Source organism: Treponema sp. OMZ 803 (genome assembly GCF_024181165.1).
In the GTDB taxonomy this organism is placed as follows: domain Bacteria; phylum Spirochaetota; class Spirochaetia; order Treponematales; family Treponemataceae; genus Treponema.
On record NZ_CP051195.1, the window covers coordinates 2,269,379 to 2,293,435 of the forward strand.

At 44.9% G+C, this 24,057-nt stretch carries 17 protein-coding genes and 1 pseudogene; 1 reads left to right on the forward strand and 17 read right to left on the reverse strand.

All coding sequences use genetic code 11. From position 1 onward, the window contains the following. Positions 1-12: 12 nt before the first annotated feature. From ABH09_RS10305 to ABH09_RS10345, 9 genes are all read right to left on the reverse strand, one after another. Positions 13-1,779, reverse strand: a complete 1,767-nt coding sequence (locus ABH09_RS10305; RefSeq protein WP_253714318.1) for an ABC transporter ATP-binding protein — start codon at positions 1,777-1,779, stop codon at positions 13-15. Then, positions 1,776-3,554 (reverse strand): ABC transporter ATP-binding protein, encoded by a 1,779-nt coding sequence (locus ABH09_RS10310; protein WP_253714319.1) that lies wholly within the window; start codon positions 3,552-3,554, stop codon positions 1,776-1,778. Before ABH09_RS10310 ends, ABH09_RS10305 begins: the two co-directional genes overlap by 4 nt. Before the next feature lie 107 nt (positions 3,555-3,661). Further along, entirely contained in the window at positions 3,662-4,108 is a 447-nt protein-coding gene (locus ABH09_RS10315; protein ID WP_253714320.1) for a hypothetical protein, read from the reverse strand. A 72-nt stretch (positions 4,109-4,180) separates the two neighbouring features. Next, entirely contained in the window at positions 4,181-4,582 is a 402-nt protein-coding gene (locus tag ABH09_RS10320) for a type II toxin-antitoxin system tRNA(fMet)-specific endonuclease VapC (RefSeq protein ID WP_253714321.1), read from the reverse strand. After that, the gene (locus ABH09_RS10325; protein ID WP_253714322.1) at positions 4,582-4,812 is read right to left on the reverse strand and encodes a type II toxin-antitoxin system antitoxin VapB; all 231 of its coding nucleotides are present in this window, start codon (positions 4,810-4,812) and stop codon (positions 4,582-4,584) included. Before ABH09_RS10325 ends, ABH09_RS10320 begins: the two co-directional genes overlap by 1 nt. 142 nt (positions 4,813-4,954) lie before the next feature. After that, positions 4,955-5,569 (reverse strand): TetR/AcrR family transcriptional regulator, encoded by a 615-nt coding sequence (locus ABH09_RS10330; RefSeq protein WP_162664234.1) that lies wholly within the window; start codon positions 5,567-5,569, stop codon positions 4,955-4,957. Between the two features lie 175 nt (positions 5,570-5,744). Continuing rightward, positions 5,745-7,112 carry a CCA tRNA nucleotidyltransferase gene (locus tag ABH09_RS10335; protein WP_162664235.1) on the reverse strand — a complete coding sequence of 456 codons (1,368 nt, stop codon included), beginning with the start codon at positions 7,110-7,112 and terminating at the stop codon, positions 5,745-5,747. A 27-nt stretch (positions 7,113-7,139) separates the two neighbouring features. Continuing rightward, a complete protein-coding gene (locus ABH09_RS10340) occupies positions 7,140-8,375 on the reverse strand; it encodes a dicarboxylate/amino acid:cation symporter (RefSeq protein ID WP_253672900.1) in 1,236 nt (411 codons plus the stop codon). A gap of 257 nt (positions 8,376-8,632) precedes the next feature. Continuing rightward, positions 8,633-9,217, reverse strand: a complete 585-nt coding sequence (locus ABH09_RS10345) for a flavin reductase family protein (protein ID WP_162664237.1) — start codon at positions 9,215-9,217, stop codon at positions 8,633-8,635. A gap of 61 nt (positions 9,218-9,278) precedes the next feature. On the opposite strand from ABH09_RS10345, the pseudogene ABH09_RS13045 reads away from it, so the two are divergent. Beyond that, positions 9,279-9,356 (forward strand): annotated as a pseudogene (locus tag ABH09_RS13045) (flavodoxin family protein); the annotation flags it as partial. A 37-nt stretch (positions 9,357-9,393) separates the two neighbouring features. On the opposite strand, the gene ABH09_RS10350 reads toward ABH09_RS13045, so the two are convergent. From ABH09_RS10350 to dnaK, 8 genes are all read right to left on the reverse strand, one after another. Then, complete coding sequence (locus ABH09_RS10350) at positions 9,394-12,483, reverse strand: AAA domain-containing protein (RefSeq protein ID WP_253714323.1); 3,090 nt, start codon at positions 12,481-12,483, stop codon at positions 9,394-9,396. Positions 12,484-12,550: 67 nt separating this feature from the next. Next, positions 12,551-14,794 carry a DEAD/DEAH box helicase gene (locus ABH09_RS10355; RefSeq protein ID WP_253714324.1) on the reverse strand — a complete coding sequence of 748 codons (2,244 nt, stop codon included), beginning with the start codon at positions 14,792-14,794 and terminating at the stop codon, positions 12,551-12,553. 20 nt (positions 14,795-14,814) lie between these two features. Further along, positions 14,815-16,146, reverse strand: coding sequence for an ATP-binding protein (locus ABH09_RS10360; protein ID WP_253714325.1), 1,332 nt, complete (start codon positions 16,144-16,146; stop codon positions 14,815-14,817). Beyond that, on the reverse strand, positions 16,143-17,978 hold the full coding sequence (locus tag ABH09_RS10365) for a TerB N-terminal domain-containing protein (protein ID WP_253714326.1): 1,836 nt from the start codon (positions 17,976-17,978) through the stop codon (positions 16,143-16,145). The genes ABH09_RS10360 and ABH09_RS10365 overlap by 4 nt, the downstream gene beginning before the upstream one ends. Positions 17,979-18,002: 24 nt before the next feature. After that, positions 18,003-18,497 (reverse strand): methylated-DNA--[protein]-cysteine S-methyltransferase, encoded by a 495-nt coding sequence (locus ABH09_RS10370; RefSeq protein ID WP_253714327.1) that lies wholly within the window; start codon positions 18,495-18,497, stop codon positions 18,003-18,005. Between the two features lie 160 nt (positions 18,498-18,657). Beyond that, positions 18,658-19,992 (reverse strand): hypothetical protein, encoded by a 1,335-nt coding sequence (locus ABH09_RS10375; protein WP_253714328.1) that lies wholly within the window; start codon positions 19,990-19,992, stop codon positions 18,658-18,660. Positions 19,993-20,502: 510 nt separating this feature from the next. Beyond that, positions 20,503-21,654 carry a molecular chaperone DnaJ gene (gene dnaJ / locus ABH09_RS10380; protein ID WP_253714329.1) on the reverse strand — a complete coding sequence of 384 codons (1,152 nt, stop codon included), beginning with the start codon at positions 21,652-21,654 and terminating at the stop codon, positions 20,503-20,505. A 474-nt stretch (positions 21,655-22,128) separates the two neighbouring features. Beyond that, a complete protein-coding gene (gene dnaK, locus ABH09_RS10385) occupies positions 22,129-24,051 on the reverse strand; it encodes a molecular chaperone DnaK (RefSeq protein ID WP_253714330.1) in 1,923 nt (640 codons plus the stop codon). Between the last annotated feature and the right edge of the window lie 6 nt (positions 24,052-24,057).

The following is a 24,057-nucleotide window of genomic DNA, read 5'->3' on the forward strand; positions in this document are numbered from 1 at the left end:
TGCCGCCCATTCCTAACGTTCTCTCCGATCAATCTTCCACCCGATTGCTTCTTCACGGATGCCGACAAATCTCCGGTACAAACCTTCCTGCTGCATAAGTTCGGCATGAATACCCCGCTGCACAATACGTCCTTCGTCAAGCACAATAATTTGATCCGCTTTGCGTACCGTATTTAAACGGTGCGCAATCATCAAGAGCGTTTTATTTTTTGTCAGCTCCTCGATAGCTGTTTGCAACTCGTGTTCATTTTCAGGATCGACACTGGCAGTCGCTTCGTCTAAAATAATAACAGGCGCATCCTTGAGAATTGCCCGCGCGATGGAGATACGCTGCTTTTCTCCCCCCGACAGAGTTGCTCCGTTTTCTCCGATTTTAGTTTGATAGCCGTCCGGCATTGCAGTGATAAAATCATGACAGCAGGCTTTTTTTGCTGCGGCAATCACTTCGTCCATCGTTGCATCCGGCTTACCGAAACGGATATTGTTTTCTATCGTATCTTCAAACAGGTATACGTGCTGAAATACAATAGAAAAATTTTTCAAAAGACTGTCGCATGTGTAATCCTTAACATTGATACTGCCAAGTAAAATTTCACCCTGACTGACGTCCCAAAATCGCGCAATTAAATTACACAGTGTTGTTTTTCCCGAACCGGACGGACCGACAATCGCGCAGCTTGTTTTCTGCGGCACCGTAAAATCGACATTCCGTATCACTTCTTTTGTATCATTTTTATCATACGAAAAAGAAATATTCCGAACCGTAATGTCATAATTATTCGGAATATGCTCCGTACCGTTTTCATCCAGCAGCGGCATATCCGATATTTCTTCCAACCGGTCAAGGGATGCATCAACTACCCGCGCAACAGCTGCCGTACTTCCGGCAAGCTCCACCGTTGCATAAATCATAAAACTTGCGACAGTCAGCAACAAACACTTTTCCGGTGTTATATTTCCATGCATTAAAAGATAGGACGCTGTAATGAGTATTGCCGCTCTAACCACTTTGAATATTGTTTGAAAAGCAGCTGCGAGTTCGGAGAAAATCTTTTCCAAAATGATATTTGCCGCTGCGCTTTCACTGATTGCTGCATCAACCGTTTTACCGGATTGCTCGCCGAGTCCGAATGCTTTTACCACCGTCATCCCTTGAATGTATTCCAAAATACCGGTTACCAGTTGTGCCTGCGCCGCCTGCCTGCGCGGTGAATATTTTTCTCCCGCAGCTTGTGTTTTTGCATAAATCAAGAACGAGATTAAAAGACCGGCAAGCATCAGCAATCCGATTCTCCATTCATAAACAAACAACCATACATTGATAACAAAGGCATGAATAAATCCGCCTGCGACCGCCTCCAGCACCGTTACCGCACTTGTTTCAAGATCACCAAGCGTGGTGGTAACCGCAGCGGTAATGTCTCCTAATCGATGCTCACTAAAATACCCCATCGGTGCACGCTTTAATTTTTCACCGAGGTTCATCCGCCACTCGCTGCACATGGCAAAACTTCCCAATGTTCTATTTATGGAAGCGATATTGATAAAAATGATTTTTCCCACAACACTGAGCAGCATAATTGCGAGTGAGACCCAAATCGTTTTGTACGGCATCCCATTTCCTGAAATGGCGGAAAGGATTCCGGAGAGAACCGTCAGAATTGCCATAATGGGAAGCATCTCAAAAAACGAATTACCGATATGAAAAATAAAAGAGAGTATCAATCTTCTTTTTTCCGCACCTGAAAAATGCAACAATCGTTTAAACATAGTAATCATACAGCCTCCCCAGATTTTTTGTCGCTTACGCTGATGTGCGCATTCCAAAGTGTGCGATACAGTTCACACGATTCCAACAGCGCTTGATGACGCCCCTCCGCTTCAATATGTCCATGATTCATAACGATGATTTTATCCGCCATCGTGATAGTCGAAAGCCGATGTGCAATGACGATTAATGTTTTTCCTGCGACCAGTTCTCCGATGGAACGTTGAATAACCGCTTCATTTTCGGGATCGGTAAAAGCGGTCGCTTCATCCAGCACAATGGTGGGGCTGTCCTTTAGTATTGCGCGTGCGATTGCAATGCGCTGCTTCTCTCCGCCGGAAAGATTATTCCCCCCGTCTCCTGCGACCGTATCATACCCTTGAGGAAGTGCCTTGATAAAATCGTGGCAGCTTGCTTTCTTTGCCGCTTGTTCTATCTCAGCATCCGTAGCGTCCGGTTTACCAATCCGTATATTTTCCCGAATAGATAAATGGAATAAATAATTATCCTGTGAAACATAGCCAACCCGCTCCATCACTTGCGAAAGCGGAATGTTCCGTACATCGCAGCCGCCTATCATAACCGAACCATTGCTTGCTTCCCAAAACGAGGCGATTAAGCGGGCAATGGTAGATTTTCCCGAACCGGACGGACCGACAAATGCAGTCATCCCATTCGGAACCGCTTGAAATGAAATATCATGCAAAACTTCCGTATTGCTATATGCGAACGATACATGAGAAAACGCAATAGTATTTTCTTTAATTGGCACAGCATTTTTCGGACGGTTCATTTCTTCCGCTTCCAACAGTTTCGCAATTTCTTTTACGGTAGAATCTACCATTGCAAGACTGTCCGTGTAACGCAGCGCCTGGATGAGCGGTGCAATAAGACCGAGCGACAAGATGATACACGATATAAAACTTCCGGCGGATATACTCCCGTGTATGAAAAACCAACAGCCGAGCGGCAGCACACCTAATAAACTGGAAGGAGCAATTGCAATTCCCGCAGCATAGTAGGGATTGGTCTTTTTAAACCATTCCGCTTTTGCATTCTCATTTTCCGCTATTGCCTCAGTATATTTCCGATATGATACGGTGCTTTGATTAAAGGCTTTTATCACTTCAATGCCGCCGATGTATTCAACCGTTGCGGCATCCATATTTTTACTTGCTGTAAGAACTTTTGCATACCGTTTTTCATAATCCTTCATCATTCCCATATAACAAATAAGACCGAGCGGAAAAGTTGCAAAAGCGGTAAGCGCTAAGCGCCAATCAAGATAAAAGAAATAGACTAACATTAAAAAAGGAATCAGCAGATTAGCCGTCAGTTCCGGTATGATATGAGCAAGCGGCAATTCCAGTTTTTCAACCGTATCAACCAGCATTGTTTTGAATTTACCGGATGGGGTATCCAATATAAAACCCATCGGAACGCGGGAGAGCTTTGCCGTCAGCTGCATACGGATGTTTCTCAGCACGGTAAACGCCGCACGGTGAGAACGTATCGTAGAAAGCGTAGACAGACAGAGTTGCCCAAGATACCCGGCAAGTGCAATAAGTGCCGTTACAAAAATTGCCTGTAGGGTATAATCCCGTGCGCATATCCGAATGATAAGGCGGGACACGGCAAGGTATGGTATAATTCCCGCAGCTGCGCCCAATACGGCAAAAATCACGGAAGTGACGAGCAGCCTCTTACAGGGTTTTGCAAGCTCCAATAGATACTGTAAAGCGGTTTTTTTCGCAGTATGTTCACCGGTTTTTGACAATTTTTCCATCCTTTCATTATCAATTTATATCAATGATATATATCACTGATATAAAATAGAAAAGGAGAGGTTTTGTCAAGAGAGTGGAGGGTGGTAGGAAAAACTCTCGTTTAAGCTTATATTAAAAGCTTTTCTAACTTTTCTCTTGCCTTTTTAGCTTCAATTCTATTTGGGATTATGACAAGCAAAATCCCAAAAACAAGCATGATATAAGGGACTAAAGCAGCCGGCATAGGAAATCCGGTGAATGGAACTATTAAACATCCTGCAAGTACGCCGGTAAACCATATAACTAAAAAAACGATAACAGGGATAGCCATTCTCATTCTGATGTTGATTGTTGAACCATACTCATGTGCTTCAATAGTCCCAATTATCAAAGGTAAAAATGAATTTCGATAATGTATACATCTACAAATTTTAAATGAATTTTCAGATACGCTCCCTTCAAAATATTTGTCTCCTTTGGGAAAATCAAATACAGAAGTTTTTATGTAAGTATTGCCACGTATGATTTGCAGAATCTCATCCTTTGATTTCTTTGTTTCAATTATAAAACGCATAGTACTCCTCATAACACTAGCCGTTAGATATTGCACCACAATGTTAAGTTGAATCGGCTGTTTTGGTTTGTCCTATTTCTTTGTCCAGTCTTCTACTTTTATCCAGGGAATTCTAGCAAACTCATCGTAATTATTTGTTATAACGATTAAATTTCTTGTCATAGCTTGGGCTGCGATTTGCATATCATACGGACCGATAACGCTCCCCTCCTTTTCAAGATACGCTCTGATCATACCATATGTTTCCGTATCTTCTGCCGTAAAATCAAGAATATTAAAATCAACACAAAAGTCTAATAAAGCCTTTCGATTTTTTTCTCTGTTCTGACTTTTTGAGGCGCCATATTCCATTTCAGCGATTGAAATAGACGATAAAAACAGATCATTACCGCTTGTCGAAAAAATCCTTTTAGTGAGAACGGGAAATGTATTCTTAATGAGAAAAATACAAATATTCGTATCTAGCAAATACATTAAAATGTTTCTCTTTCTGTCAATGAAGGTTGCTTTCTCCCTTCCGCCATAAAGTCATCAGAGAATTCCGATAAACTTTTTTTAAGATTTTCCCAGGGACGATTTTGAGGATACAAAATTATTGTTGTTCCAATCTTCTTGATAAAGAGTTCTGTATCGTCAATATGAAATTCTTTTGGAATCCTCACCGCTTGACTGTTCCCACTCATAAAGACTTTTGCACAAACCATAATAATCCTCCGTATATATGATAATATATACACAGATGTTTACGCATGTCAATCTTTAGTTGATCCTATATACGAGATTTGCATATGCATCATCGGTCATATCTCAAAATAGTATTGCTTACAGCGACACCACTTCACAATCTTACGTTAGCTTTAAAATACCGTCCCAACCGCAGTTAAAAAAGACGGCTAATTCTTTTACATACTCAAGCGCTTTTTTGCGAGACATATCATGAGCAACTGTTTCAAACACGGCGGTAAAATAGGCGCTTGTAATCATGTGATGCAGTTCACGGCTCACAACACCTTCAAGCTTTCCTCGCTTTCGTAAAAGGCGGTAGTATTTTTCGGTGACGGATACCTCAAGCTCAACTAAATCGTGAATATAGTGCTCGTACTTTGTTCCGGCAGACCGGCAAATTACGAGTTTAAATGCATCGAAATTATCATAAATATAGTTTACGAAAATCTGCAGATATTCCGTAGACAGTTTCCTGCTGAATTGCGTTTCACTTTTTTCGATTAAATCGAAATGAGCTTCTTGCGCATGTTTGAATTGTTCAACCAAACCGTCTGCCGCTTCGGATACCAGCGCGGTAAATAATGCTTCCTTATCGGGGTAATAACCGTAGAATGCCCCCTGCGTAAAACCGGCATCCGCTACAATTTTCCTTAATGATGCATCCTTAAAACCTTTCTGCAAAAATTCCTGTTTGCCGATTTCCAATATTTTTTTCTGTGTGTCGGATATGTTCATATTGTACTCCAATGCTAATCGGTATCTTCCGAAACTATCGTTTTACGATAGACCGATTGAAAGATGTCATGTCTTTAATATCTTTCAATTTTGATACCGTTTTTTGCACCTTGTCACCTCTCAAATCTAACGGAGGGTATAAAACAGACTGTAGGGAAAAAATGCTAACCCATACCTATTGAAACCGTTGTATCCGCTCATAGAGCGCTGCGGCAATGGGTAAGAGCGCCTCTTTAGTGTTTTGCGCAGGATCATCCAATACCGTTTCCAAAAGATCATGCAAAACAAGACCGAGACATTTCCCCGCCGGGATACCGATAGCCATTAGATCCTTTCCATTAACCGCTAAATCTTTAAGGCTGTACGCCCCGTCCTCTTTGAGGAGCGTATCAATCCGTGCCGTAAATTCTACAAGAAAGTTCGGCTCTGCATACGTACCGGTGAGCCCGAAAACATCCGCTTTTCGCAACGCAAATAAATCATCGATATTTTCTTTCCCAACGCGGACGATAAAACGACGGACAGCGGCGTCAGTCCATGAAGGATCATAATGGAACATGTGTTCGGCAACTAAATGAGCAGTCTTTTCTATTTCGGCATTGGAGTATTTCAGGCGTCGCATAATGCTGCGAGTCATTTTCTCGGAAATAGCTTCATGACGGTAAAAGGTACAGCTGCCGTCCACCGCTTCCTTGCGGGCAGCGGGCTTCCCGATATCGTGGAAAAGTCCCGCAAGCCGGATATGGATGTGTTCCATTCCTGCTGGGCAGGCATTGCACACCAGAAAGCTATGATCGAGTACATCAAAGTGATGATAGCTTCCCTGCCCGATGCCACGGCATTCCATCAGTTCCGGAATAAAGAGATTCAGCAGCCCCGTGCTTTCCATTAGCCGCAAGCCGGTAAGCGGGGTTTGACAGCTGAGCATTTTTGTAAACTCTTCGCGGAATCGTTCAATCGAAATTTTTTTGGTGATATGCAGCGCCTGCGGGATTGCTTGCAATGTTCCTGCATCGACGGTAAAGTCGAGCTGCGCTGCAAAGCGGACAGCACGGACGGGACGCAAGCCATCCTCTAAAAATCGGTCGAGCGGATTCCCGACTGTTTGAATCCGCCCTGCACGGATATCCGCTCTGCCGTTAAAGGGATCGACGATTTCTCCGTCAGGAAGAGAAACTGCAATGGCATTCATCGTAAAATCGCGGCGGGCAAGGTCTGCTTCTATACTTGCCGTATATGCAACCGCTGCAGGGTGCCGTCCGTCGATATAATCCGTTTCGGTACGGAAAGTTGTACATTCGATATGCTTATTTTTATAGATGATAGTAACGGTACCGTGTTCTATTCCGGTAGGAATTGTCCGCCGGAATAAGCGCATTACTTCCTGCGGTTGCGCATTGGTTGCAATATCCCAATCGCTTGCTTTTTTCTTTAAGAAAAAATCGCGGACAGCCCCTCCTACGAGATATGCGGAAAAGCCCGCTTCATGGAAATATCCGCTGATTTCTTTGAGCAGAGAAGAAACAGGAAATTTTTGTTCCATAATTTTACACTTCAATACCGGCTTCGGTTAAATAAAGAATCGTAAATCTTTTCTGCCGGTCATGTTGAATCGATACGCTGTGATATAGGTTCCCGTTATTGCAGTTAATGCGTTAATTGCTGCCGCGATGGAGCTGATAAAAAACGCAGCCGGACGTAAAATCAAATACCCCGACTCAAAGCCTCGTCCGTAAAGCATACACAAGGAGGTCAGCGCAATATATGTTCCCCCGATAGAAAACCGTCCGAGCAAACATGAAAAGAGAGAGGCATATCCCACAAGCCAAAATATATCGCTAAAAGCTATCCTAAATACATTAATCGAATAAGATTTTAAAATCACAACAAAACTAACGGTAATGACTAAAGCCGAACCCGCTCTTCCAAAAATAGAGAAAACAGGAAGGGCAACGGAGGAAATGCGCCGGCGTACACCGAGGCTTTCGTTGGAGTGACGCAGCAATACACTGAGCGCAACATGGGTATCCTGTGAAAAAAAAGCTGCCATCATGGGTGCGAGGCTTGCATAGAGAACTCGATACGGATTGATATCGCGGCAAAAGATTTTCAATAATGCGGGATAAATAACAAGCGCGATAATCAATAGATCGACAATAAGCAGAATTGCAAAATCGGCAAAAACCGCAGTCAAGAGCATTTCGTGAAATTTAATTACCCAGTAGGACGAAACGGCTACCATACCGAATACCAGCATATCCACAAAAAAGACCAGTACCGCATAAGAAATCCGCGCCAAGGAATCGATAAGCGTGATGGTCGGCTTCGCAATATTTCTATCAACGGCACAGCCGGCTCCTGCAAACCCGCCGAAAATGCAAAGCGGTAGGATATAGGTTCCATTTATCAGTGCTTCGAACGAACTGGAAGGAAGTAATTGTAATAGCGATTCTTTCACACCAAGAACTTGTACATCGGATATGCCTTCTACAAAAATAGGTATACGAGCGGGTGTATGAATAAGTACGGATATTAATCCGATACAGGACAATAATAATGCGGCACCGCAGATAATGAGGCTTGTAATAATCGCAACTTTGAGCAGACTTCTATTTTCACGTAATTCAAAGATACTGAGCGTAAATCCGAAAAAAACTGCCGGATAGAGGGCATACCTTCCGAACTGTATCGCTGCTTTTGATAAAAAGTCTACAGCTTGTACAAATAGCGTATTTTCAGCACCGGCGACAAGAGCAAAGGTTACCCCCAACACAATACCGATAAAATATTTCAACCAAATTTTCATAACGACTGAGTGTAACCCAAAGATTGTACTGCGTCAACGCCAGCACGCTGCGGGTACACGCATCAGGTAGTTGTGACAGCCCTGCAAAATATATAGGCTGTTCAACCAGAGTTTCGCTGCTACGCAGCTCAAATGGTCTCCCAGCCTATATATTTTGCAGAATTGGAGCTATTTCCCTGATGCGTTTACCCGTCTACTGGAAAAATGTGCGAAATTTTGGATAAAATTTCGCACAAAAGGAAGGTAAACGCATCAAGCTATTTTTTCATCAAATCTACGCCTGACTTCCATGCTTGGCCGACTTTTTCTCCGATGGCATAATAGCCGTTTTGGAATTGATCAAAAATGAATGCATTGAGCTTTGACGGTTCAACTTTGCCCTTTTCGTTTAAAACAGCCTCATCTGCAAGAACTCCGACGATTTCCCCGACAACGTAAAAGCCGAACACTGCATTTTTTATCTCTACTACTTTGCACTCAAGCGTAAGGGGAAACTCTTGGATAATCGGTGCGTCCACCTTGGCGCTCTTAACCGCCGTTAAGCCGCTGCGTTCAAATTTATCCGGCATCGTATTTCCGCTTGCAATACCAAAGAAATCCGCTTCCTCGATATGAGGGATATCCGCAACACTGAGGGTGAACGCTTTTTTGTACTTGAGATTCGCCGCAGTCTTATGTTTTTCATCAAGATTCATCAAAACCATATTTTCTGCACAGATACCGCCCCATGCCATATTCATTACATCAACTTTTCCATCCTCACCGTAAGTCGCTATCATGAGTACGGGCATCGGGAATAAAAACGGATGAACTCCCAGCTCTTTTTTTGTATGGCTCTGCATTGTGTCCTCCTATACGCTGTCTTGTTTTTTTAACAGCATGTTCGCATAGAGATTATAAATAAATGGCTGGGCATACGGATCAAAAGGCAAAGCTCTGACAGAAAGAAAAATCGCACTTGCCGTCTCACTCGGTGCACCAACCGATGGACTAATTATATACACCATTAACAATCTGTCTACTTATATGAATCGGGCGCCTGACCAAAATATCCGACTAATATATCTTTGATATAGTTGTACCGCCGAGCATAAGAATTTTCTACAGGAATAAGGGTAAATCCTTGTTCTTTGCAAATATCTTTTTTCTTCGTGTCATTATCTTTTATGGTCGCATTATTATAATGCTCTCGTCCGTTTAATTCAATCGCAAGGATTGGTTCTTTCTTATTTCTATAGCCGATTTTATAAATCACAAAATCAAAACTGCATCGAAAAAAATAGTCCCGATGAACCGTCCCCGGTTTAAAAATATGCGAAGCTTGTACTTCTGTTTCGACGCAGTATTTTTTATTTTTTAAAGAAATAATTGAAAGTGCATGGTTCAATGTTTCCAAAAAAGCGTCTTCTGTTTCCGTTTTATACGGTTTTGTACCAAGTGCTCGCGAATCATTTGTACAGTTTGTTATCTTGTATGAGCCCTTTGCTTTTACATATTCCGCAAGTTCATAGATATCGTCTGATTTTGTCTTCTCTGCATTCCGGTGCAGCTGATTAAGAACAGTATTATTTGAAAATATCACAAGGCGATCTTTTGCACGGGATGTTGCAACATTGATAAGCTCAGCATTATTTTTTAACCACTCGTAAGTTTTATTATTAGTGGTAGCGGTCAATGCGAGTGAGAATAGAATAACATCCTTTTCGTCGCCTTGGAATGCATGAACCGTTCCGCAACTGTATTTTTTGGGATTGATACCAGCTTCCCTTATTGAAAATTCTATCTGTTCCTTTTGACTTCTAAACGGAGTAATAATCCCGATACTTTTATCAGGATTATTTTTTATATAATGTACAATCGCTTCCGCTTCTTGTTCGGAAGTATTTTTAAAATTAGTTCTTGTACTATCAACATTATAAAATACCAATGGTTCCGAAACCGTAGACTCTGATACTATATTTAACCGGTTGTTATAATATTTTTCATTATTGAATTGAATGATTTTTTTATTACAACGATAATGATTATGAAGTAAGATTTCTTCGCTAATTGAATCGTTTGCTAAAAAAGTTTTATAGATTGAATTTGTAATATAATCGTAATCGTCAGAAATACCGTATTTTGTTCTTAATGCTTTGTTGATATTCTCATCCAAGGTAATTACCGGATTAAGCTGTTGCGGATCACCTACCAGCATAAGCGTTTTACCGCGTATAATCGGGATAAGTGATAGAGCTGTATTACACTGACTGGCTTCATCAATTATAGTGCAATCAAAACAAAGTTTGCCACTGCCGAGTTTATGCGCCGAAATACAAGTAGTTGCAATAATCGGAAAAATCTTTTGCAGTTTGCAAATATTATCATCGACGGATGTATATTTATTAAAAGCCGTAATGCGTTCTTCCTCTTTTTCAAGTTTTAAAATAAGACGAAGATCATCATACTCCGGTTCTGATAGCTGTTGGATATATCTTGCTGATATATAATAAAGATATTTTAGAAACTCATTTTCATCATTTTCCAAAAGATTAAGAGCATCCTGATCGGAAACCTTGGGGATTTCATTAAGTTTCTTTCTGATTGCATTAAGCTGCTGTCCTTCCAAAACAAGCCGCATTTCCATACTTGTGTTTTTTTCAAGCATTGCTTCAAGTGTATCTTTTCGTTCGGCAAGTTCTACCGTTTCTTGATGATTTTTTAACAATGTCGATAGTTTTTTTGTTCGCTCTATCGTATCGTATTTATTTCGTTCAAGTGTTGTACTATATATTGTAATGTTTGAACATTTTTGATACAGCGTTTCTATATAGCCTAATGCTTCTTTTACTTTCTCATTACTGCCAAGGCGGAGAATTGGAAATGGTATAATATCGATAGTTCCGGAGTGCCTTTTATATTGCAGTGAACTTAGAGTCTGAAACACAGTATCGATTGGATGGTTGTTATACGAAGAAAATAGAACCGTTTTATTGTTAAAGAATGCGGTGATAATAGTGTTTATTATTGTATTGGTTTTGCCTGTTCCGGGCGGCCCTTGTGTATACGATACAGGGCTATGCATTGCATTGTGTATGGAAAGCAGCTGATCAAGATTTATTTTTTTATTCAGTAATGTTATCGGTATATCATTTTCATTTTTTTCAATACTATGCAGTTCGCCGAAGAATGCACGTATTGGAATGGAGACCTTACCGGTTTCATACATAGTCAGAATCGATTCGTATTCTTTTTCAAGATTGACTTTGACATTTCGTTGTAAATATAAAAAATACGGACGATCATCTATTTTTTCTTTTGAAATTTTTTCTTGAATGATGTTTTCAATTTTTTGTAAGTTTTTATCAAAATCTTTGAGTAGATATAATTCACATGGTTCAAGAAAGCGACGAATACTTTCAATCTTACCGTCGTCCGAATCGGCATTCATATAGAATTCTTTATTAAAAGAAATTTCGTTTGATATTTCTAATGTATGTTTTTCGACATTTAAAAATATTTCACGATACGCAAGTACATATAGCCCTTTCCGGGTATAAAGGCTTAGTTTATTTAGACACAGCTGCCCCTCCATTTGATGTTTTTTCTGCTTTATATTCAGTTTTTTATTAAACGCATCAACAATTTCTCGATACTGCGTATCAGATAAGCGATATTCTTGTGGATTACTGAGGAGGACATTGTCATCTAAATTTTCTATGAGGCAAAAATCATTGTTTAATGACGGAATACTTTCAAATTTATTGCAATCCGCAAGGTAATTGAGAATTTTGAAGTTTGCAGAGCCATCAAATAGTAATTCATACTTTGCAGGATTACAATCAATATCGTCAACAAGATGTTGATTTATCGGCATATATGTACCATTTACAATACTTGCCGATAGTATACGTTCTACAGAAAGCAACATATTATCTGCAAGTGTATACGTATGAAGATGGAGTCCACTGCATTGTAAAGTATACAATGTTCCGTCCTTATTTTTGAGAATGTCTTTTATTCCTATCCAGAATCGAGAAACTTGCTCACTTTTTTTATTGCAGTATTCAACATAGAGCCACTTTCCTTCATATACTGCACGAAAAATTTGTCTTGTAATGTTATTCATAAGAGTATCCGCTATTGTTGTTACTTAGAAGTATAGACATATTGTATAACTTAGTCTGTATTTCGTATTATGCTTTCTCCACATTCCTCTTCCATCCCAGCACCCGCTGCTTCATACCGGCGATATCCAGCACTCCTAAGGCAAATCCTTTGCGCACCAGCTCAGAGGGAACATACTCGTCGTATTTGTCAAAGACGGGAACTTCGTTCTCGTACACAAGCTCCAGCGGGTCAAAGTTTTGTGCGGCTTCTTCGGCAATAATGCGATAGAATTCCTGTGCGCTTACCTGCATGGTAAACTGTAGGTAGTACGGTCTGGACGAACTCAAGCCTTTGAGCCCAAGCCGTGTACCGCAGCGGAGCTTGAGAAAACGTTCCAACGCAAGAAAGGCATAGCTGCCCAGCTGGGGAAAGAGCGCCCACATAGTGCCGCCAAGGGAAATGAGCGGGTGAGTGTCCATCCCTGCCTTGCTGAACGTATTCCGCGCTTCCTGCAACCGGCACACGGCATGGCGCATCAGGTACGGATAGCTTTTCCGTTCGGCAAGGACAGTATGCATCCGTTCCAAGATACGGGTATGTATATCGCCTGCCACATCACCGAAATACGCAGGGATATTTCCCTTTACCAGCGTACAGTATACCTCGCGGCGCTGGTGATCCACCTCGTCCACTGCCCACACCCTACCTGCAATGGCTATCTTCTCGCCCGCAGGCGGCGGCTTAACGATTGTTCCCAGCTCTTCGGAACCGGAACGCACCGTGTATTCGATATTTTCTTGGAACACTGCGTAAAACTTATAATTGTTGACAACCCGCTCCCCGGTAATCCCGACAATCAGCCCGCCGTTTTCCGTGCGGTTGATATGATCAATTGTGATAAGGTGCCGGAGCAAGGTGCGGAAGTCCTCCTGACTGATGCGGCGGAATACCGACAGGGTCAGTACTCTGGAGGCAAGCTCCGCCGGTGTCATCTCTCCTGAGGAGGCAAGCGTGCTCATGGTCTGGTGATAGAGCAGGGAGAAGGGCAGCTTTTCCGTGCGCGGCGGTTCCACAAAGCGCTCTTCGATATAAAGCTGAACAAGTGCAATCCCTTGAATGAGATACCACGGAATCATCTCCGGCAGCATTGCCCGCGCTTCGGGATGATCTTCCCGCATGACAAACCACATTTCCGAAGGAGTGCCGCGCCGTCCGGTACGTCCCATACGCTGCAAAAAACCGGAAACGGTAAAGGGTGCATCAATCTGGAATGCCCGCTCCAGCCTCCCGATATCAATCCCCAGCTCCAGTGTAGCGGTAGCACACACACTAATGAGCGAGTCGTCATCCTTCATTTCTTCTTCCGCACTTTCGCGGTACGAAGCGGAAAGGTTGCCGTGGTGAATTAAAAAGCGGTCGGGTTCGTGGTTGACTTCACAGTATTGCCGGAGGTGCTGGCATACGGATTCACACTCCTCGCGGGAGTTGGTAAACACGAGGCATTTTTTACCGCGGGTATGCTCAAAGATATAGCCCATCCCCGGATCGGCAGCATTGGGTGCAGTATCCGCGGCGGGTTCTACCGTAAGTGCTTCGATGGTAATAGGCTTATCTTCGTCAGCTTGCGGCTCCGTATTGAAGAAGTGTTCCATCGAAAGCCGCCACACCTCTTTGCCGCCGTCGCATTTGGGGATAGCCGTTTCTCTCCCGCTGCCTGCAGCAAGAAAGGCTCCCGCTTCTTCAGGGTTACCGAGTGTGGCGGAAAGCCCAACCCGCCGGGGATTGCAGCCCGCAGTCCGGCAGAGCCGCTCGATCAGGCAAAAGGTTTGCCCGCCGCGGTCGGCACGCAGCAGGGAGTGGACTTCATCGATGACGATAAAGCGTAGGTCATGGAACAAAGAGGGTATTTTGCTCTGCCTGGTGATCATCAGCGCTTCAAGGGATTCCGGGGTGATCTGCAAAATCCCCGCCGGTTTACGGAGCAGCTTCCGTTTTTGGCTCTGCGGCGCATCACCATGCCATCGCGTTACGGCGATTCCTGCTTCCTCGCAAAGCTCGTTCAGCCGCCCGAACTGATCATTGATGAGCGCCTTGAGCGGCGCGATGTACAGCACCCCCACCGAGGCAGCAGGCTCTTCGTATAAGAGGCTCAAGATTGGAAAAAACGCCGCTTCGGTTTTGCCGGAGGCGGTGGATGCCGTCAGCAGCACATTGTTATCGGTATTGAAAAGAGCATCGCCCGCCGCATTCTGCACCGCGCGAAGCGCCTGCCAGCCGGAGCGGTAAATATAATCCTGTACAAAAGGGGCGTATTGATTAAAAATGTCCATCGCTCTGCTGCGCACTCACCTTAAATCGTAAACTCGGCATAGTTTTCATCGGCGGTGTCCGATACCGCATCAGACTTTGCGTACGAAAATGTTTCGGAGTTTAGTAACTCGATAACGCTCATTCCCGGATTTTGGTACAAAATATCCAGCAACTCGATAAAATCCCTGATTACTTCGCGCGGGGTGATATGCACATCGGCACCGATCCGCTCATATTCAATTCTGATAAATGCTGCCAAGTCATTTGTGGCGATTTTCTGCTCATAGCCGTAGAGTCCGGCGTGCATCACAGCGAGCTTTTCACAGAGGATCAGCATTTCTTCCGCAGTAATCGGGTCAAGCCGGATTACCGGCGCAAGTAAGTCCCGTGCACCGGGCTTGGAAAACTTCCCTTCCGCAAGACGGGAGCGGAGCGCCTCGTAGCTGTACACACCGCGCCGCTTATCCTCTATCGCCTGCGGTGTTGCCCCCATGATAATACCGAGGTATTTTGCCTTTCCTTGTAAGGTGTCGTTGTACATGGTGAGGAGTTTTTCGTAATTGTACTGGCGCGTGATGGAGTTGGGAACTTTATAAATATTGACGAGTTCGTCGATCATAATCATCATGCCGGAATAACCCGCCAGCCGGAAAAATGTTGCAAAGAGTTTGAGATACTCGTACCAGTCATCATCCGTAATAATGATATTGACACCGAGTTCTTCCTTTGCTTCACGCTTGAGGGCATATTCGCCCCGGAACCACCGCACTACTTTTGCTTTCGTTTCATCATCGCTCTTGAGGTAGGCATGATAATAGGCTGAAAGTAATTGAGCAAACTCAAAACCGTGTACCAGCTCGCTCACCGAAGCGGTTACCGCGTAAATCTTTTGATCGACAAGCGCAGTCAGCGCCGGGTCTCCGGGTTGAAGCCCGCTTTCTTGCAAGGCTTCACTTTGCACGGTGCTGATCCACCGCTCCAATATCAGCGTAAGTGCACCGCCCTCCGGTTTTGTCTTTGTGGAAAGATTCCCGATCAGCTCGCGATAAGTTGCAAGCCCCTGTCCCCGCGTTCCTTGCAGCCTCCGTTCCGGAGACAGGTCTGCATCCGCAACAATGAACCCGCGATCCATCACATAATTTCGGATAGCTTGCAGTAAAAAACTCTTCCCCGCGCCATACCGCCCGACAATAAAGCGGAACGAAGCGCCGCCTTCGGCGATAATATCAACATCATGCAGCAAGGCTTGGATCTCGTTTTTTCTTCCGATGGTGATATAGGGTAGCCCGATACGGGGCACAACACCGCCTTTTAAAGAATGCAATACCGTTTGCGCAATCCGTTTTGGAACTTTTCTTTCCGCTTCGTTCATTCTATATCTTCTCCCAATATCCCGATGATATTATCACGATAATCTTCCACAAGGGTAATTGTTTTGCCGTCGCATTCTACCACCGTATCGCCGATAAGATCAAACAAGGCTTCGTTGATAGCATCAGCGATAACGCTCGGCATTCCATGCTGTGTGGTAATCAATTCCTGCACCGGCTCTCCGCGGAGCAGCATCCGCAACAGCTGTATCTGCATACCGTCTAACGAATCATCTAACGGAACGGACACTCCGGATGAACCGGATGCTCCGAATGCTGAACCTGACAGCGTTGCTGCGGACGGCATAGATGCGGTCGATGGAACGGCCGCGGGAATCGGTATAGATGCAGTGTCCGGTATAGCATCTCCGGCATATTCGGGAGTACCGGTGTGCTTTGAGTTTTCCGTCTCTTTTGATGCAGCCTCCGGCGAGCCCATCGTCTCTTCCTCGGTTAACAGGCTGTCTTGAGTTTCAAGCGCATCCTTTCTGATTTTATCCAGGCCTGAAAAGTCAATCGAGATCTTAGGACGCGCAGCTTCGATTTTTGCCTGTGCATCCGCTGCGATAACCGCTTCTATATAAGATACCGCCCACGCCGCTTCTTTTCGCTCTTTTAACGGATGGCCTGTTTTCAGGTATAAGCGCAGTCTCCGGTCTGTTTCATGTAAAAAGTCAGCAATTATCTTTCTATTAAAATAGTAGCTTTGATACGTTACCACATACCATGCTCCCTCTTTAAAGAGATATGATCGAGAAGGATTCAGCTCATATGCGACGGATTTTCTTTTCTTACTATTATCATAGTAAAGTGTGTATTCAAGAGGGTGCCAGTCCTGTGCTCTTCGGCGCCCAAAACAAAGTTGAAAAAGTTTTTTTCCATCTTCTTGATATTGAACGGAAGCAAGCCGCCATACCGCTGCAAAGAGGGTGATAGCTTCCGTCCCGCGCTCTTGTATCAGCTTCGATTCGGCAGTCTTCTTCCCACCGAACACACAGAGCGCATTAAACACTTCCTGAGCATTGAATTTTTCCGGATAGTGAAGAATTTCAACTGCGGCGTCTTTTTCCAGCATGTCGCTGTCCGCATATTTACGGGTAATATCCGGGGCAAGTCCCTTCAATACAGCGAATTCCAGCATCCAGCGATGAAGCATATCTCGCAGATATTTGTCGCCAAATCCTGAATCGATATAACCTGTTTCAAATTCTTCCATTTTCCTAAGACTGTCTTCCACCGATTTCGTTCCTATCCCATTGAGCAGCTCATACAGATACATCGATACAAACGTTTCGCAGTGCTTCTGATAGTTTCCCTTCCGCAATTCAGTCCGCCATGTAAAATACCCGCGCAGCTGAGCTAAAGATAAATTATGATAGGTCGACCAATAATAAGTGCTGATTTCTCCTTTCCAAGGAACATTATCTTCATAGTTCTCCATGAATTTTCCCTGCACATAGAAATTTTTGCATATCTGTCTGAACGATCCGCTTCCGTATTGATAGAGGTTCTTCATCCTGCGGATTTGCTCCGGAACATACCTTTTCGCTTTTGGTGTTGCGCTGTTTGAAGCTCTATCCGGTGCTGTTTTTTGCGTTGGCTTGGGATTATTATCCGACAGTGCGGTTTGTTGTGCTGTTGTATTATCATTCGGTATTTTTATTGTCAGTGTCTTACCATAGAAAAGCGGCGCATCCTGATACTGAGCCTGCTCCGTATTGCTGTTATCGAGAATCACCGTGAAACCGTTTTCATTATTGTAGCCGCCCGCTTTGTCTATCATCTGCTGCGGTGTCGATTCCAAGTCTTCTGCAAATTTTAATATATCTATCATACCCACACTGTATTTGCCTGCATCTTAAATAACTTTTTCCAACGTCAGCAATGCTCTTTTTCTATCAAGGCCGCCTGCATAGCCGGTTAAGTTGCCGTTCGCTCCGATAACGCGATGACAGGGCACGATAATAGAAATTCCATTATGACCGACTGCGCCGCCCACCGCCTGTGCGGACATACGGGATAGACCCCGCCAGCGGGCAATCTGCTTAGCTATTTCACCGTAGGTAGTTGTATGCCCGTATGGAATAGTACAGAGGATATTCCATACTGCATTTTGGAAATCCGTTCCGTTAAAATGGAACGGCACGGTAAAATCAGGTTCTTTTCCGGAAAAATAGACATCAAGCCATCGCTTTGTTTGGTGTAAAAATGGGGTTTCTTTTTCTTTATGCTGTTCTTCAAGATACTGAGCAAAAAACTTTTCGCCGTTGAACCACACGCCGGTCAAACCTGCGCTGTCTGCTGCCAGCAAAATGTTCCCCAGCGGAGAATCATACCATTGGGTATATGTCATATTTATCCTCCCGATAGAACAAGATGATAGATTTTCACTTTTTAGAAAAGGTACATTGCTCCTATTTGCGTCATACCACTAATCTGTGTTAAATATACCGCATCTATATACAATCGGGAACCTCTAAAAGCTAACCGAGTTTTTAGAGATGCCCAATCTTTTAAAACTCATACGCGAGAGTGAGCCTGATAAAGCTATTGCGGGAAAATTGTCCGAAGTTTCCGGTCTTTTTACCGCCGAAAATACCGACATTACAGTCGATAAGCAAGGTTGCGAGCTGCCAATGGATACCGGGCATAATGCAAAAGTCTGCGTCCTCAAGCCCGACAATGGCGCCGAGCTTCCATTCCAAGGAATTGCGCAGAAGTGTTTGCGATACGGAAAATGCGAGCTTAGTATCCGTTGCTTTTTTGCCGTATTCTACATCGTTGATTTGAGCAGCGCTTCGGTTATGATGAAGCCGAATATTTTCCGTTGCGGTCAAACTCACGGTAAAGCCGAGGGGTGCGGAATAGACCGCGCCGATATTCCACGCAAGCGACGGGTTATATACGGAAGGATTATTGCCTGATAAATCCGAGGTGATATTTGCGGCGAATTCCGCACTGAGCGATACGGGGCCGAGTCCGACACCGTAGTCGATACCGATGTGGTGATAGGGATTATAGAGACCGGTAAAAGTTGTAGGGAAAAGGGTTTCAAACGCAAGCTCCGGCAGCCGACCGTAAAAATACTGAATGCCGAAGTCGTGCTTACCTCCTACGGCAGCCGTAAGCCGCCCGCCTCCCTGCGAATATGCGAGGGTATTGGTAGCAGGCTTATGAAAGACCGAAGCACTGTTACCCCATATCCGATCAAACTGCTGTGAATACCAGCGGTCGGTTTTTCCGGTAACAATGCGGTTCCCTTCAAATACCGGCAAATATACACCTTCCAGTTTGAGATCGTGCGGAAGGTACACAGTAGCGGATATGAGCGGGCGGGCAATTTTCATCTCCTGCGGGGCATACATCAGCGTAAGGTCGGTTTTGTCGCGAGGATTGACGATATCAAGCACGCTTAAATTTTCCGCCCGCCCCCAGTTCATCTTTTGGATGCCACCGGTAATGACTACCGAACTAAAGAGTATTTTAAGATATGCTTCGTCAATCCACGGAGCAATCTGGGGGCTTTTGGGAAAAACGTCCTGCTCCTTGCCGAGCAAGGGAGCGAGGGTTTTACCGTTAAGCTTAACACCGAAATATGCTTCCGTCATCGGCGCTGTTGCGTGAACGTGCAGCTTTCCCTCAACCAGCGAGCCGGGCTGTACATCCTTAAAAGTCTTAAAATCGTTAAAATAAAACGAACCGCCGAGGGAAAGCTTTCCGCCGATATCAATCGAAAAAGCACTGCCCGATTCCGCCTCGCTATCAAAGCCGAAGTCATCGGCTGCCTCTTCCGCATTCAACGCCGCCGCACAGCACAGACAAAATAAAAATATAAAACCCCTTTTCATCCTTCCCTCCAACGCTCTTGAAAATAGAGTCTCCGTAAGCTTTTGAAAATAGCCTGTTGAACAGTGTACTTCCGTGTACACTGTTCAACGTCGAGTTTGCGGGGCAAACTCGCTGCTGCTCAATTTCACGGACATCCCTGTCCGTTCTGAAGATGCTAGGAGCGTACAAAAAACACCCGCAGGCACGCCCAAGAATGTACGTCCTATACATTCTTGGGCTACGAGTTTTCTGACGAAAAACTCGCTGTTGAGTAGAACCACCGCCATCCATGGCGGTTCTTAAATGCCTTTTGCCGTAAGCCTTTTGCAAATAGACAATGCAGATGCTAGGAGCCTAGCCGAAATAAAGCGGAGGCGTATCTGTGATACGTTGAGCATTTTCAGTAGCGGCATGGATGCCGCTCGTGTTTCACAGAAGCGATGTTTCGGCTTTTGCCGAAACTCGCAGCCAAAAGTGTACACGGATGTACACTTTTGGCGTAGATGTGCCGTATATTTGCAAAAGTCATGCTATAGCTTAGACAGCGGCACTATATCCGGCGTCGTATTTTCACCTTCCATTGCCGAAAATTCGCTGAGCAGTTTCCTTCCGTTTGAAGATATTCGCGTCGGTATTTTTATGATGACCTTGAGGTAGAGGTCGCCGGTTCTGCCGCTTGCTGCGGGAACACCTTCTCCGCGCACCTTGAGCGCATCGCCATGCTGCGTACCGGCGGGAATTTTTACCGTCAGGCGCTTATCGTTCAGCGATTTTACGGTTATCTCTCCTCCGAGCGCGGCTTGCGTCATCGAGATGGGAATTACACAGTACAGGTCATTTCCGTGCCGTTCAAATAAGTGATGCGGCTTAATAAAGATGAATACGTAGAGGTCGCCGTAATCGCCGCCGCCTGAACCTGCATTCCCCTGTTTGGGAATGGTGATACGCTTTCCTTCTTCTACGCCGGCGGGAATTGTGATAATGATTTTTTGCTTTTTCCGCTCTAAGCCGGAACCGCCGCATTTTTTGCACGGATTTTCGATAATAGTTCCCGATCCGCCGCAGCGCCGACACGTACTCGCAATGGAGAAAAAGCCGGTATTCTGCCGTACCTGTCCGGTACCCTTACAGTCGGGGCACATCTTTCTGCCGCTCCCGCCGACGCTTCCCGAGCCTTTGCACTCCGAACAATGCTCGTCGCGTGAATACTGTATTTCAATCTTCTTGCCGTATACAGCGTCGGTAAAATCGATCTGCAGGTCATACCGGAGGTTTGCGCCCCGCGCGGGGCCGCTGCTGCCTCGTGACGAACCGCGGCTCGATGAACCGAATCCGCCGAATCCTCCAAAGCTGCCTCCGCCGAATAAGCTTTCGAACAGGTCGGAAAGACCTCCTCCGCCGCCGAAGATATCTTCAAAGCCTTGGAATGCGGACGGGTCAAAACCGCCGCCCATATTTTTAACACCGTCAAAACCGTATTGATCATAGACGCTGCGTTTTTTATCGTCAATGAGCACTTCGTAGGCTTCAGTCGCCTCTTTAAATTTTTCTTCCGCTTCTTTATTTCCGGGGTTTTTATCGGGGTGGTATTGAATGGCCAATTTACGATAGGCCTTTTTTATTTCATCAGCAGTAGCGGTCTTTGCTACACCCAATACCTCATAATAATCTCGTTGTGCCAAAATAAGCTCCGTCTAGGGTAAACGCAGCAAACGATTTTTTAGTATATCCCGCAGAATCCTGTAGGCTACTCAACCTTTCCTTTTAGAAATATGCGGGCATCTACTTCGTTATTCCACAAAAATTAGTCCTCGACGTGCAGAAGCACGACTGCGGGTAATTTTTGTTCATGCCTCGTATCTGCCTCGCCTATTTCTAAAAGGCTAACGGAAAGTCTATTTTTAACAACAATAGTCTTTCCGTCTGCGATTTGTTTTTATCTGTTTGCTGCATTTACCCTTATCTTAAAAAAATATGCTGGCATCTGCCTAGCCTATTTCTAAAAGGCTAACGGAAAGTCTATTCTTAACAACAATAGTCTCTCCGTCTGCGCTTTGTTTCTATTTATTTGTTACGCTTACCCTTATTGTAAAAAAAATATGCGAAATTTTCAAGAAAAATTCAAGAAAATTTCGCATAGAAGAAAAACTTCTTAGTTATTTATCTTCGTCTTTTACGACTTCGTAGTCCACGTCGTCGGCGGTTCCCTTGGTGGGACCGCTGTCGTCAGCGCTACCTGCTGTACCTGCTCCGGCAGCTCCCGCCGCACCGGCTCCGGCACCCTGCTGCTTGTACATTTCTTCTGCAATCTTGTATGCAGCCTGCTGTAACGCTTCGGTCTTGGACTTAATGTCGGCAGTATCTCCGCCTTCAATCGCTTTCTTTAAGGTTGCAACGGCATCTTCAATACGCTGCTTATCAGCTGCGTTTACCTTATCTCCCATTTCCTTCAAGGTCTTTTCGGTCTGATAGATCATCGAATCCGCTTCATTGCGTACCTCAACCTTTTCGCGCTCTTTCTTGTCGTTTTCGGCGTTGGCTTCCGCTTCCTTCACCATGCGGTTGATTTCATCTTCGCTCAAGCCACTGGAACTTTCGATGCGGATGTGCTGTTCTTTACCCGTTCCAAGGTCTTTTGCGGAAACGTGCACGATACCGTTTGCGTCGATGTCGAAGGTAACTTCAATCTGCGGAACACCGCGGGGAGCCGGAGGAATACCGACCAAGTCGAAGTTACCGAGTGTCCGGTTCTGGCTCGCCATACCGCGTTCACCCTGCAAGACGTGAATTGAAACCGCAGTTTGTCCGTCAGCCGCAGTAGAGAATACCTGGCTCTTGCGGGTAGGAATAGTGGTGTTACGGTTAATCAACGGAGTGAACACGCCGCCCATCGTTTCGATACCGAGCGAAAGCGGGGTAACATCGAGCAACAGTACGTCTTTGACATCGCCGCCCAAAATACCGCCCTGAATAGCAGCGCCGACTGCAACCGCTTCGTCGGGGTTTACGCCCTTTGAACCTTCTTTACCGAAAATCTCTTTAATAATCTGCGCAACTTTCGGCATACGGGTAGAACCGCCTACCAGCAGAATTTCGTCGATCTGATTCGGTTCGAGCCCTGCGTCCTTTAAGGCTTTGCGGCACGGTTCTTTCGTGCGTTCAAAGAGATCGTCGGTCATCTGCTCGAACTTCGCGCGGGTCAATGTTTTCTGCAAGTGCTTGGGGCCGTTCGCATCGGCAGTGATGAACGGAAGGTTGATCTCCGTTTCCGCACGGCTGGAAAGCTCAATCTTTGCTTTTTCCGCCGCTTCACGGAGTCGCTGCAATGCCATACGATCCTTTGAAAGGTCGATACCCTGATCAGCCTTAAACTCTTTTTCGAGCCACTCAACAATGCGGTTATCAAAGTCGTCACCGCCCAAGTGGGTGTCGCCGTTTGTCGATTTAACCTCAAATACGCCGTCGCCCAATTCCAAAATCGAAATATCGAAGGTACCACCGCCAAGGTCGTAGACCGCGATAACCTTCTCTCTCTTTGAATCCTTGTTAAAGCCGAATGCAAGCGAAGCCGCCGTCGGTTCGTTGATAATACGCTTTACATCCAAGCCGGCGATTTTACCGGCATCCTTTGTTGCTTGGCGCTGTGCGTCGTTAAAGTATGCAGGAACGGTGATAACCGCTTCCGTTACCGGTTCACCTAAATAGTCTTCTGCGGTTTTCTTCATTTTCTGCAGAATAAACGCTGAAATTTCCTGAGTTGAGTATTTTTTACCGTCCACTTCGATGCGGACATCATCACCCTGCGGTACGATTTTATACGGAACACGTTTTAACTCGTCGGTTAATTCGCTGTACCGATGGCCGATAAACCGTTTTACCGAATAGATGGTACCTTCGGGATTGGTAATCATCTGGTTTTTAGCAGGCTGACCGACAATCCGTTCATCTTTTTTGAACGCAACGATAGAAGGCGTGGTGCGTCCTCCTTCGGCATTTGGGATAACGACGGGCTCTCCGCCTTCCATAATCGCAACACAAGAGTTGGTTGTTCCTAAGTCAATTCCGATAATCTTTCCCATAATAAA

Excerpts from the sequence above, each read along its gene's own strand:
- ABH09_RS10305 (WP_253714318.1), bottom strand. The coding sequence starts at position 1,779 with ATGATTACTATGTTTAAACGATTGTTGCATTTTTCAGGTGCGGAAAAA.
- ABH09_RS10310 (WP_253714319.1), bottom strand. The coding sequence starts at position 3,554 with ATGGAAAAATTGTCAAAAACCGGTGAACATACTGCGAAAAAAACCGCT.
- ABH09_RS10315 (WP_253714320.1), bottom strand. The coding sequence starts at position 4,108 with ATGCGTTTTATAATTGAAACAAAGAAATCAAAGGATGAGATTCTGCAA.
- ABH09_RS10320 (WP_253714321.1), bottom strand. The coding sequence starts at position 4,582 with ATGTATTTGCTAGATACGAATATTTGTATTTTTCTCATTAAGAATACA.
- ABH09_RS10325 (WP_253714322.1), bottom strand. The coding sequence starts at position 4,812 with ATGGTTTGTGCAAAAGTCTTTATGAGTGGGAACAGTCAAGCGGTGAGG.
- ABH09_RS10330 (WP_162664234.1), bottom strand. The coding sequence starts at position 5,569 with ATGAACATATCCGACACACAGAAAAAAATATTGGAAATCGGCAAACAG.
- ABH09_RS10335 (WP_162664235.1), bottom strand. The coding sequence starts at position 7,112 with ATGGAACAAAAATTTCCTGTTTCTTCTCTGCTCAAAGAAATCAGCGGA.
- ABH09_RS10340 (WP_253672900.1), bottom strand. The coding sequence starts at position 8,375 with ATGAAAATTTGGTTGAAATATTTTATCGGTATTGTGTTGGGGGTAACC.
- ABH09_RS10345 (WP_162664237.1), bottom strand. The coding sequence starts at position 9,217 with ATGCAGAGCCATACAAAAAAAGAGCTGGGAGTTCATCCGTTTTTATTC.
- ABH09_RS10350 (WP_253714323.1), bottom strand. The coding sequence starts at position 12,483 with ATGAATAACATTACAAGACAAATTTTTCGTGCAGTATATGAAGGAAAG.
- ABH09_RS10355 (WP_253714324.1), bottom strand. The coding sequence starts at position 14,794 with ATGGACATTTTTAATCAATACGCCCCTTTTGTACAGGATTATATTTAC.
- ABH09_RS10360 (WP_253714325.1), bottom strand. The coding sequence starts at position 16,146 with ATGAACGAAGCGGAAAGAAAAGTTCCAAAACGGATTGCGCAAACGGTA.
- ABH09_RS10365 (WP_253714326.1), bottom strand. The coding sequence starts at position 17,978 with ATGATAGATATATTAAAATTTGCAGAAGACTTGGAATCGACACCGCAG.
- ABH09_RS10370 (WP_253714327.1), bottom strand. The coding sequence starts at position 18,497 with ATGACATATACCCAATGGTATGATTCTCCGCTGGGGAACATTTTGCTG.
- ABH09_RS10375 (WP_253714328.1), bottom strand. The coding sequence starts at position 19,992 with ATGAAAAGGGGTTTTATATTTTTATTTTGTCTGTGCTGTGCGGCGGCG.
- dnaK (WP_253714330.1), bottom strand. The coding sequence starts at position 24,051 with ATGGGAAAGATTATCGGAATTGACTTAGGAACAACCAACTCTTGTGTT.